8 protein-coding genes are annotated in these 11,872 nt (G+C 65.6%); 5 read left to right on the top strand and 3 right to left on the bottom strand.

From position 1 onward, the window contains the following. Positions 1-15 precede the first annotated feature (15 nt). Positions 16-3,054 carry a TonB-dependent receptor gene (locus A7D17_RS16060; protein ID WP_064510008.1) on the bottom strand — a complete coding sequence of 1,013 codons (3,039 nt, stop codon included), beginning with the start codon at positions 3,052-3,054 and terminating at the stop codon, positions 16-18. A gap of 167 nt (positions 3,055-3,221) precedes the next feature. Then, entirely contained in the window at positions 3,222-4,274 is a 1,053-nt protein-coding gene (locus A7D17_RS16065) for a LacI family DNA-binding transcriptional regulator (protein WP_064510009.1), read from the bottom strand. 406 nt (positions 4,275-4,680) lie between these two features. On the opposite strand from A7D17_RS16065, the gene A7D17_RS16070 reads away from it, so the two are divergent. From A7D17_RS16070 to A7D17_RS16080, 3 genes are all read left to right on the top strand, one after another. Further along, the gene (locus tag A7D17_RS16070; protein WP_064510010.1) at positions 4,681-5,655 is read left to right on the top strand and encodes a hypothetical protein; all 975 of its coding nucleotides are present in this window, start codon (positions 4,681-4,683) and stop codon (positions 5,653-5,655) included. Further along, positions 5,655-8,324: a glycerol-3-phosphate 1-O-acyltransferase PlsB gene (plsB, locus tag A7D17_RS16075; protein ID WP_064510011.1), complete on the top strand. Its 2,670-nt coding sequence runs from the start codon at positions 5,655-5,657 to the stop codon at positions 8,322-8,324. Before A7D17_RS16070 ends, plsB begins: the two co-directional genes overlap by 1 nt. 739 nt (positions 8,325-9,063) lie before the next feature. Then, a complete protein-coding gene (locus tag A7D17_RS16080; RefSeq protein WP_064510018.1) occupies positions 9,064-10,044 on the top strand; it encodes a zinc-binding dehydrogenase in 981 nt (326 codons plus the stop codon). Between the two features lie 402 nt (positions 10,045-10,446). Here the strand turns inward: A7D17_RS16080 and A7D17_RS16085 are convergent, their stop codons facing one another. After that, positions 10,447-10,650, bottom strand: coding sequence for a YdcH family protein (locus A7D17_RS16085; protein ID WP_064510012.1), 204 nt, complete (start codon positions 10,648-10,650; stop codon positions 10,447-10,449). 153 nt (positions 10,651-10,803) lie between these two features. Here A7D17_RS16085 and A7D17_RS16090 point away from each other — a divergent pair, with 153 nt between their 5' ends. Both A7D17_RS16090 and A7D17_RS16095 read left to right on the top strand, forming a co-directional pair. Then, positions 10,804-11,376 (top strand): hypothetical protein, encoded by a 573-nt coding sequence (locus tag A7D17_RS16090; protein ID WP_064510013.1) that lies wholly within the window; start codon positions 10,804-10,806, stop codon positions 11,374-11,376. A gap of 282 nt (positions 11,377-11,658) precedes the next feature. Further along, on the top strand, positions 11,659-11,872 hold a 214-nt coding region (locus A7D17_RS16095; RefSeq protein ID WP_153041977.1), incomplete at its 3' end, for a transposase.

The following is an 11,872-nucleotide window of genomic DNA, read 5'->3' on the forward strand; positions in this document are numbered from 1 at the left end:
GGTGTTGCTATCGAATTACCAGATGATGCGCGCGCTCAGGAACAGCGTGCGCGGCGGCGTGGACAGCGCACCGTACTGATTGATGCTGGCGCGCGGGTTGTAGACGCCGTTCTGGCCCCAGTCGATGGCGTACTGATCGTAGTTGCGGAAGTTCAGCGCATTGATCAGGTCGCCGCGTACCTGCACGGTCAACGCGTCGGTCACGTGCATGTCCTTGGACAGCGACAGATCCAGCTGGCGCGTACCGAAGATGTCGCCGCCGGCCAGGAACTTGCCGCCCGGTGCGTCCACCGACACGATGCGGATGTTGTCCGACGGCTGGCCGCCGTACTGGTCGAACGACACCGCCTCGTTGCGCGGCGCCACCGTGGCCAGGGTCAGCTTGGCCGAGGCGCTGATGCCCCAGAACAGATCGTAGATGCCGGTGAGTACCAGCCGGTGGCGCGGCACCGAGTTCAGATCCAGGAACGGGTAGTTGGCGATGGTCGCCGCATCGAAGCCGTACTGATCGTCGTTGCCGCGGTTGCCGCGTGCGCGCGAGAACGTGTACGCCGCGGTCAGGCCCCAGCCGCTTTCCTTGGTGTAGGCCTTGTCGGCGGACAACAGCAATTGCGCGGTCTTGGTTTCGACACCGTTGTTGCCGATGATCAGGTTGCCAAAGCCCGCCGGTGACTGGCTCCACGGCTGCACACCGGCCTGGAAGAAATCGCCATTGGGAAAGCGGTTGCCCAAGGTCAGGATCAAACCATCCTTGCTGTGGATGTAGGACACCGTGGCCGAGTTGCTCCACTCGCCCACGCGGGTGCGCAGGCCCAGCGAATACTGATCCGAATACGGCGTCTTCAGATCGTTGTTGAGCAGGTCGATCTCGCCGTTGCGCACGCGCGCATCGACCAGCCCGCCTAGGCTGTCCGGGTTGCTGATGAAGGAGGGGTTGAAGTTGGTGCAGGTGCCAGGCGCCGGCGTGCAACCGGAGGATTCGACAAAGCGCACGGTGTACTGCGACAGCGCCGACTTGACCTGCTCCAGGCCCATGATGTCGAACAGGTTGCGGTCGTAGCTACGCCCGGCACCACCGAACAGCACCAGCGATTCGTCGCCACGGAAGTCGTAGGAAAAGCCCAGGCGCGGCGCGAAGTTGTTGTTGTCCTGTTTGCGATTACGGCCGTTGCTGATGTAGTCGTTGATGTTCACGCCACCCTTGGCCAGTTGTTCGGCATAGGTGGCGCTGACGGCCGGGTCGGTGCCGGGGCCGTTCAAGGCGGCGATCACTTCCGGCGGCGTCACGTTGTCCAGGTAGGACGGAATCTTTTCGCCGTCCCAGCGCACGCCGATGTTCAATTGCAGCTTGTCGTTGACGTCCCAGTCGTCCTGGATGTACAGCCCCAGCTGCTTGCTGGTGGTGGTCACCGACGGGGCGGCACCGGCAAACGGCAGGTTGAAGCGCACCTGGTACGGAATCGGTGCCGTGCCCTGGCCATCGGCGACCGCGTAGTAGAACGAGGGATTGACCGCGGAGTTCTCGCTCTGGGTCAGTTCCACTTCCTTGTACTTCACGCCCATCTTGATCACGTGGCTGCCGTGCCACTCGATGTTGTTGAAGGTCAGATCGTTCTGGAAGCTCGGACCTTTCTGTCCCTTGCGCTGGATCGCCAGACCGCTGGTGGCATCATCGTTGAGCAGCACATCGTCTTGGGCGATGCCGCGCGTGTACACGGTCTGGCTGCCGATGGTGTAGGCGGTGGGGTTGAACAGCACGTCTTCGTACGACAGGCGCGCTTCGTTGACGTAGTTCTCGCCGAAATGCTGCCAGCGCAGGTCGTAGCGTTCTTCGGTATTGAGATTGATCTTGGCGGCGATGGCGGTGTTCTGGTCGCCCACGCTGTCGCGGCTTTCTTCGTCGCGATACTTGGCGGTGAGCTCCAGGCGATCGTTGTCGCCGATGTCCCAATCGATCTTGCCGAAGTACAGGTCTTCGTTGAACGGGCGGGTGACCGACCCCAGGCGGCTCTGCACGCCGGCCGGCAAGTCGTCGCTTAGCGCGCTGAAGGCATCCGGTACCGCAACCGGGTTGGCCGACACCTCGAACCCCTTGCCTTCATAGCTGATAAAGAAGTGCGCCTTGTCCTTGACGATCGGCCCGCTGAAGGCCATGCCGTATTCGTCCTGGTGGGTCTGGCGCTTGTTGCCGTCGGCGTTGGGCGCACCGGCACGCTCATCGGCCTGGCGTGCGCGGAAATCGGTGTTGGTGGTGCGCCCGAAGATCTCGCCGTGGAACTCGTTGCCGCCGGACTTGGTGGACGCCACGATCGCCGCCGAGCCCACCTGATCGAACTCGGCCTTGTAGTTGGAGGTGATGACCTTGTACTCGCCGATCGCAAGCTGCGGGAACGGGTTGCCCGCGCTCTGCTGCTGGCCGGAGACGCCACCGAACAGATAGCTCTTCTGGCCCACGCCATCGATGTAGACGTTGACCGCCGAACTGGCCTGCGCGCCGCCGCGGATGCGGCTGTTGCCGTTCGGGTCGGTTTCGAACTGCATGCCCGGGACAGTGTCGGCAAACTCCAGGAAGTTGCGCGTCAGCTGCGGCACCGTGTTGATCTGCTTGAGCGAGATAGTGGTCCCCACTTCGGAGGTCTTGACCTCCTGCAGCGTGGTGGCGGTGACCTTGACCGTGTCCAGGGTGGTGGCAGTACCGTCGGCGGCCGGCGCTGCCGCCTGGCCGCCGGCGCCCAGATCCAGGCTGACCGACGAGGCCACCGACAAGGTCACCGTCTTCTCCGTGCCCGGACCCGCATCCACCTTATAGGTCCCCGGCGGCAGGCCGACCAGGGCATAGCTGCCGTCCGCACCGGTGGTCACGCGTCGGGTGGCGCCAGTGGCGACATTGGTCGCGGTCACGGTAGTCCCGGCCTGGGACGCGGCGACCTGTCCGCGCAGGGTGGCGTTGCTGGACTGGGCCATGGCCGGGGCGGCGGCCAGCAACGAGGCGGCGAGGGCACAGCACAGCAGGCTGCGCGCCGGCAGGGTGGAGACGCTACGGTAGCTTTTCATGACTTCCCCCTCCCAGGGGTCAGGCGCTTACCGGCAGGAATGGTCGGCGTGGCGCGGGGTGGTGCGTTGTTTCAGGGACGATGGCGCAATGGCGGCAACAAATCAGGAGTTATAAAAAACATAAGAAACCGCAAAGAATTCGTGAAGATGCGACGGGCGCATATCTGTCAGCGGTCAGCTGCGGTGCGGGCGGCACTGGACGCCCGCACGATGAGCTCTGGCACCATTTCCGAAAACGCTGGCGGCGCCGCATCGGCGGGCGGCGGCGGGGCATCGACCAACTGCTGGCCGAGCAGCAGCCGCAACGCGCGCGCGCCGAGCCCGGCGATGTCCACCCGCATGGTGGTTAGCGCGGGAAGCACATAGCGCGCCATCGGTACGTCGTCGAACCCGGCCAGCGCGATATCCTGCGGCACCTTCAGCCCGGCGTGGCCGAGCGCGAACAGGCAGCCCAGCGCCATCATGTCGTTGGCGGCGAAGACCGCGTCCGGGCGGTCCTGCTGCGCCAGCGCCTGGCCGGCGCGGTAGCCGGACTCCTCGTCGAAGTTGCCCGGCAGCACCCACGGCTGCGCGTCTGCATCCACCGCCATTTCATCGCGATAGCCGCGCAGGCGCTCGTGCGCATCGAAGTTGTCGTCCGGACCGGCGATGAAGGCGATGCGGCGGTGCCCGCTGTCGCGCAAATGGCGCGTCATCACCCGCGCGCCGCCGTAGTTGTCCACGTTGAGTACCGGGCGCTGGCTGGCGCTGCCGGCGCAATTGAGCAGCACCGCCGGCAGGCCGCCCGGTAGCGCGTCTTCGTGCACGCCCGAATCACCCAACGACGGCGACATCACCACCACCCCATCCACCCGGCCGGGCAGGCGCTCCAGCGCACGACGCTGCGCCTGCGGGTCGCCGTGCGAGCTGGACACCAGCAGGTGGTAGCCCTGCTCCCGTGCCACCTGGTCGATACCGCGGATCAGTTCGGAAAAGAATTCGCCATGCAGATCCGGCAGCACCACCCCGATGGTGTGGGTACGGCGGCTGCTCAGGCTGCGCGCGGCGTGATGCGGGATGTAGTTCAGTGCCCGCGCCACCTGCAGGACGCGCTCACGCACCGACTCGGCCACGTGCTGATGCCCATTCATGGTGCGCGACACCGTGGCGACCGACACCTGCGCCTCGCGGGCCACGTCCTTGATGGTGACGCTTCCGCCTTCCGAACGTGGCCGACTCATGGCGCTCTCTCCAAAACTAAGGCGGTGACGGCCGCATGCCAAAGCGCTGCGTGCAGTCTGCGGGTGCCGAACGTTCGTGTCGCACAGGCACATGGATGTCATCGGCCCCATCCGATGGCGACCTCGAAGCGAGATGGCGCGCACGCTAGCAGGAACTGCAAGCGCTTACATGATGCGCCGCAGCATGGGGCGAAACATAGTCGGGACAAGGCTTGCGACCTGATTGGTGGACAAAGTTGTCCGAATGAGACAACGGCAGTCATGGTCGGACACCGGTTGGCAACAGGCGAGAACTACGAAAACGTAACACCTTTAATCCGTACTTCAGCGTACGGTAGCCACGTGCCTTGCCGCCAGTGCATTCAGACAGCAAGATGCGCCGATCGATCAGGGGAACATCGTGCGCATGTCGCCAACCACCGTCCGCGCAGGCCGGTTCCAGTCCATCGCGTGGGTGTTGCTGGCCGCACTCTGCGTCGGCGGCTGCCAGCGCAACGACACCACCGTTGCATTGCCCGGAGCCAAGGCCGAGCCGGCCGCCGCGATGCAGTCGATGACGGTGCCGCTGCGGCGCAACGACTTGGTGGCCTACGCGCGGATCCGGGTCACGCCTGCGCAATACACTCAGCTGGAAGCGGCCTGGCGCAGTGGCGCCAGCCGCTGGCCGCTGACCGAGTTGCCGTTGCCCAACGAAACCGGCGCCCTGCTGGGGTCGTTGTCGGCCCCCGATGCCGAGCGCCGCCTGCAGCAGGCCTTCGATGCGCAGCTGGCTGGGCAGTCGCGTGGCATTGCCCAGGCAGCGCAGTCGCTGGGCCAGTTCGGCGTGCAGTACCTGCGCAGTCGCAGCGATTACCAGCCCGAGCAGCGGGCGCACTATGTGCAACTGGTCGATGCGCTGAGCGCCTGGGCCGCGTCCGCGCCGCTGGCCGACCGTCCGCGTGCCAAGGCCAGCATCGCCGACCTGGTGACCGCCGCGCGTGCCACCGGCATTACCTCCGACGCCGACCTGCAACGGCTGGGCATGGAAGAAAGCCTGCGCCGGCTCGGGCCGTTCTGGGCGGCGTGCAAGAAGGTGCTGGAGCGCTACGACCTGTCGATCGACACCAGCCTGGACGCGCTGCGCACCGGCCTGGTCAAGCAGGACGGCGATAGCGCCCAGGTGCGGCTGCGGTATCCGCTGGCCGCGCACGCCATCGACTTGACCGTGGCGCTGATCAAACGCGATGGGCACTGGTACCAGCAGCAGACCCAGAACGAGATACAGGCGCTGCTCGACACCATGCCGGCCCCGCCCTTACCCGATGCTGCGGCAGTCTCCGATACCGCACCGGCGGCGCCTGCACCGGCCACGGACGCCGGGCAGCGCCCGGCTGGGCGATAATGACGGCGATGCCAGAACAGAACCCCCTGCCGTTTCCTGACGGCCAGCCCGCCCCGACCGCCGCCGCCGCCGACCCTGGCGCGACGACGGCCGCCTCGCCGTTACCCGCCGCTACGCCGGTGCCGCCGGACGCGCCAACGGCCGCGTTGCCGCTGCCGGCCACTGCGCGGCAGGCCAAGCGCCCCTGGTGGGCGCGCCTGCTTGGGCGCCTGGCCGACCCGTGGTTGAGCCTGACCATCGAGCCGGATCAACCCGGCCGCTACGACGATGGCCGCCCGGTGGTGTACGTGCTGGAAGACTACGGCATGTCCAATGCGTTGATCCTGGACAAGGCCTGCCGCGAAGTCGGCCTGCCGTCGCCGCTGGTGCCGCTGCCGGGCGACCCGCTGGAGCGCAAGCGCGCCTATCTGGCACTGTCGCGACGCAGCAGCAGCAATTCGCTGATCCCCGAACAGCGCGGCGGCAAGACCCATTCCGATTCGCTGGCCAAGTTGCTGCAGGCGCACCGCGTGCGCGCCGACCTGGACGTGCACCTGGTGCCGGTGTCGATCTTCGTCGGCCGCGCGCCGGACAAGCAGAGCGGCTGGTTCGCGGTGCTGTTCTCGGAAAACTGGGCGCTGGTGGGCCGCTTCCGTCGCCTGCTGTCGGTGCTGCTCAACGGGCGCACCACCATCGTGCGCTTCGCGCCGCCGATCTCGCTGCGCCAGACCATGGCCGAGGGGTTGCCGCCCGAGCGCACCCTGCGCAAATTGCAGCGCGTGCTGCGCACCCACTTCCGGCGCATCCGCGAGGCGGTGATCGGGCCTGACCTGTCCACCCGCCGCCTGCTGGTGGACCAGGTGCTGGCCGCCGACTCGGTGCGTGAAGCCATCGCCACCCAGGCCAAGCGCGACAACTCCAAGCCGGTCGATGCCTGGCGCAAGGCGCATGCCTATGCGTGGGAAATTGCCGCCGACTATTCCAGCCCGGTGGTGCGCTCGGCCAGCTTCCTGCTCACCCATGTGTGGAACCGCATCTACGCCGGCGTGCTGGTGCATCACCTGGACAAGCTCAAGCAGGCCGCGCCCGGGCATGAAGTGGTGTACGTGCCCAGCCACCGCAGCCACATGGACTACCTGCTGCTGAGCTACCTGCTGTACGAACGCGGCATCGTGCCGCCGCACATCGTGGCCGGCATCAACCTCAACCTGCCGGTGGTGGGCACGCTGCTGCGCAAGGGTGGCGCGTTCTTCATCCGCCGTTCGATCAAGGGCAACGCGCTGTATTCAGCAGTGCTCAGCGAATACGTCGCCCAGCTGGTGGCCGGCGGCTATTCGATCGAATACTTCGTCGAAGGCGGGCGTTCGCGCACCGGGCGCCTGCTGCAGCCCAAGGGCGGCATGATCGCCATGACGCTGCGCGCCTATCTGCGCCAGCCGCGCAAGCCGGTGCTGTTCCAGCCGGTGTACATCGGCTACGAGAAGCTGATGGAAGGCAACAGCTACCTGGACGAGCTCACCGGCCGGCCCAAGGAAAAGGAATCCATCTGGGGCCTGCTGTGGTCCATCCCCAAGGTGCTCAAGCAGAACTACGGCCAGGTGGTGGTGAACTTCGGCGAGCCGATCGCGCTCAACGACGTGCTGGCCAAGCACGCACCCGATTGGGACGGGCAGCCGCTGCCGGAAGACGAGAAACCCACCTGGCTGGCACCGGCGGTGGACACGCTGTCCACCCAGATCCAGACCCGCATCAACTGCGCCGCCGACGTCAATCCGATCAACCTGCTGGCGTTGGCGCTGCTGTCCACCCCCAAGCATGCGATGGGCGAGGCCGATCTGATCGCGCAGATCGAGTTGTGCAAGAAACTGCTGGCGGAAATGCCGTACTCGGACCGCGTCACGGTGACGCCGCATACCCCGGCGCGCATCATCACCCACGCCGAAGAGATCAACGTGCTCACGCGCGTGTCGCACCCGCTGGGCGATGTGCTCAGCGTCAGCGGCGATACCGCGGTGCTGCTGAGCTACTTCCGCAACAACGTGCTGCATTTGTTCACTGCATCGTCGTGGGTGGCGTGCTGTTTCCAGAACAACCGCCGCATGAGTCGCGCCGGTCTGATCCGGCTGGGTCGCACGGTGTATCCGTTTCTGCAGGCCGAGCTGTTCCTGCCATGGAGCGAAGACCGTTTTGCCGAGCGCATCGAACAGACCATCGAGATGTTCGTACGCGAGGGCCTGCTGCTCAACGTCACCGACGACGACGGCGGCATCCTGGCGCGCAACACCGGGCAGACCGATGAAGTGTTCCGTCTGCGCGCCATCGGCCACTCGCTGCAGCAGGCATTCGAGCGCTATTACATCGCTATTTCGGTGCTGGTGAAGAACGGCCCCGGCGTCCTCGGTGCCGGCGAACTGGAAAGCCTGTGTCAGCAGGCCGCACAGCGTCTAAGCCTGTTGTATGCCCCGGCGGCCCCGGAGTTCTTCGACAAGACCCTGTTCCGCAGCTTCATCCAGAAACTGCGTGAGCTGCGCCTGGTGTGGCCGGACGAGAACAGCAAGCTGCTGTTCGATGAGCGGCTGGATGCATGGGCCAAGGATGCCAAGTTCATCCTCGGCCGCGAGCTGCGCCACACCATCGAGCGGGTCAGCCCGGCGGCGGTGAAGCCGGACGTGGTGTTGCCGCCGGAGTGAGGTGGCGGTCTTGGCGGCAGGAGCTGCGCACGTGGCCAAGCGCGCGGCATTGCTTGGCGCTGGCGGATTGTTCCAGTTCGCTCGAGTTGGATTGAAAACGGTGCGACATCGCGCGCCGTAGTGCGGCCGCAGCACATCGGACGCGGTGTTGCCGATCAAGCGGGACAGCGCGGCAGAGACACAACACATGCGCGCCGTAGAAACACCAGCACGGCAGCGAGGCACCACCTTCAGCAACGACCCGGTAATTCCTTCTCCCATCTGGAGAAGGTGGCGCGCAGCGCCGGCTGAGGGTACGGCGTCAGGCAACCCATGCAGCCATGCAGCAGTTGCCTCTCATCACCCAGTGATCTGCGCGATATCCAACGACCAGATCATGCATTGCTTCCAGCGCAAGAGCGCGGCGCGTAGCGCCAGATGAGGGTACGGCGTCCAGGCAACCCGTGCAGCCATGCAGCAGTTGTCTCTCATCACCCAGTGATCTGCGCGCTATCCAACGCCCCGATCATGCCTTGCTTCCAGCGCAACAGCGTGGCGCGTAGCGCCAGATGAGGGTGCGGCGGCAGGTCATCACGCAGCCATGCAGCACATCGTCCTCGCCACACAGCAATCTGCAGCGAGGTTTCACACAACAGTTGCGTTCGTTTCATCGGCCACTTGCGCGGTTGCCGATAGCATCGGGTCACCTTTCACAATGATCGGGCGCATCGCAATGCCGATGCGCCTGGCAGGAGATTCCATGCGCGCAGCCATCCATACCCAATTCGGCGATCCCGCCAAGGTGCTCGAACTCGGCGAACGGCCCGTGCCGCAGCCCGGCAAGGGGCAGGTGCGCATCGCCATGCGCCGCTCGCCCATCCACAACCACGACCTGTGGACCGTGCGCGGCAACTACGGCTACAAGCCGGAGCTGCCGGCGATCGGCGGCAGCGAAGGCGCCGGCATCATCGACGCTCTTGGCGAGGGCGTAGACGGCCTGCAGACCGGGGAGCGTGTGGTTGCTGCCGGCGTGCACGAGAGCTGGGCCGAGTACTTCCTGGCCGATGCCGCTGGCGTGGTGCCGCTGCCCGATGCGCTGGACGACGACCGCGGTTGCCAGTTGATCGCCATGCCGCTCAGCGCCCTGATGCTGATCGAATTCCTGCGCGTGGAAAAAGGCGGCTGGATCGTGCAAAACACCGCCAACGGGGCAGTCGGCAAGACAGTGGCCATGCTGGCTGCCGCCCGCGGCATCAACGTGATCAACCTGGTCCGTCGCGACGCGGGCGTGGACGAGCTCAAGGCGCTGGGTATCGGCAATGCCGTGTCCACCGCGCAGGACGGTTGGCAGGAGCAGGTGCGCGCGCTGGCCGGCGATGCGCCGATCATTCGCGCCGTCGATTCGGTCGCCGGTAGTGCCGCCAGCGACCTGATGGGGCTGCTGGCCGAAGGTGGCGAACTGGTGTCGTTCGGCTCGATGACCGGCGAGCCGCTGCAGATCTCCAGCGGCGATGTGATCTTCAAGCAGGCCACCGTGCGCGGCTTCTGGGGCAGCAAGGTCATGGCCGCCACCAAGCCCGGGGACAAGCGTCGCATGATCGGCGAGCTGATGAAGGCCGCACTCGACGGCAGCCTGGCGTTGCCGGTGGAGGCGGTGTTCGATCTGGCCGATGCCGCCAAGGCGGCCGCCGCCAGTGCCGAAGCAGGACGTAGCGGCAAGATCCTGTTGCGCGCCGGCTAAGCGCTGCAGGCGGCAGCCTGATTGCCTCGCCTTGGCGCTTCCTTCTCCCGCTTGCGGGGGAAGGTGCCCGGAGGGCGGATGGGGGAACGCAGCGACAGTTGGTCAACGTCTGCGGACTTCCCCAGTCAAGTAGTAGTGCGCGCAACGCCACGCCAAGGCCATGCTTGCTCAACCGGCCATGGCATGCCGCGCACCCCATCGCGAATCGCACGCCGCGCATCCGCAGTCCCGGCAGTCAAGCCGACAGCAGACACGTCTTAGGAGCGCGCCCGAGCGCGACGGCCTTGCAGGGAACGCCTCACCGCGCCCAGGCGCGCTCCTACGCAGAGCGGGGCACAACACAGGCCCACGCGGCAATGAGCGCACGGCCGTTACCAAGCGAGCCCAACTGCAGGCGTGGCCTCACGCCGGCTCGTCGGGCACCAGCTCCATTTCCAGCCGGATGATGCAGTCCTTGATCTGCAGCTTGCGCTTCTTCAGCCGCTTCATCTGCAGTTCGTCCTCCAGGTTGGCGGGCATGCGCTGGATTTCCTCGTCCAACGCGCGGTGCGCGCGTCGCAACTCGGCGATCTGCAGGGCGATCTCGGCGGGTGAGAGGGTGTCCACGCCCCGAGCATACACAACCCCGGGCAATGCGCGTCACCCGCGCTTGCCAAGCGGCCCGAGGCTGCGACAATGCCACCGCGTCGTCGGGACACGGCGACGCTTCATATCCATCATTGCCGCGCGGCTCCGGCCGTCGAGAAAGGAGTCTTCCCAATGCGTTTGCGTTCTTCCCTGCTGGCCCTGAGCCTGTTCGCTGTCTCCAACCTGGCCGCTGCGGCCGATGTCGCCAAGTACGACGGCTTTCTGTGCTGCAACCTGCGCACCGACGGCAGCTGGATCAGCGACAGCAACTACGCCGAAGACGGCAAGCGCGTGCTTCCCGTCGGCACCCCGGTCAGCGTCACCGGCTTCGGCCGCAACCGCGTCAACCTGAAGATCGCCGGCGAGAAGCAGTCCATCGGTAACGACTACAGCCGCGACCTGGACAACACCGCCTTCGCCGCCCGCTACGTCGTCACCGCCGATCCCAAGCTCAAGCTCGCCACCTTCCCGCCCAAGATCCGCCAGGCCATCATCGACGGCAAGCTCACCGGCGGCATGACCCGCGAACAGGTGCTGATGGCGGTCGGCTATCCGATCAGCAGCGAGAACCCCAATCTGGACGCCTCGCTGTGGCGCTACTGGCGCACCAGCTTCGCCGAGTACCAGGTGCAGTTCGGCCCCAGCGGCAAGCTGGTCAAGGTGACGGCCGATCCGCAGTTGATGAATCTGGTCTGGGTGCCGTAACGACGATGGCTTGGCGCAGTGCGCTGCATTTGTCAGTGGTCTCGGCAGAAACAGCGCACAGTCCGGTTTTGCTGAGTCCTGCAGTCGATACATAGGTCAGCAAATGTCGATACTCAACGGTTGCAAGGCGCTGCCCTGTGCAGTGGTCTGCCTTGTAAAATCTCTCACACGAGACATCCCCGAACGCAATTGGTCCCACGTTGGACATGCTCATACCATTCCTGTTCGTTGCTGCACTAGGGCGTGTTAACACTAATGAGATAAGCGATTAAACTATCTGGCATGGAGATCACGCCCGCACAATTTGCCCTCATTGAACATTGCTTACCTGCGCAGCGCGGCAATGTCAGCATGACCAACCTGCAGATGGTCAACGCCATCCTTTACGTCGCAGAGCATGGCTGCAAATGGCGGGGCCTGCCCAAGCGCTTTGGCAACTGGCACACGGTCTATACACGCATGAACCGTTGGGCCAAGGCCGGTGTGCTCGACCGGA

Source organism: Xanthomonas floridensis, assembly GCF_001642575.1.
Lineage (GTDB): Bacteria > Pseudomonadota > Gammaproteobacteria > Xanthomonadales > Xanthomonadaceae > Xanthomonas > Xanthomonas floridensis.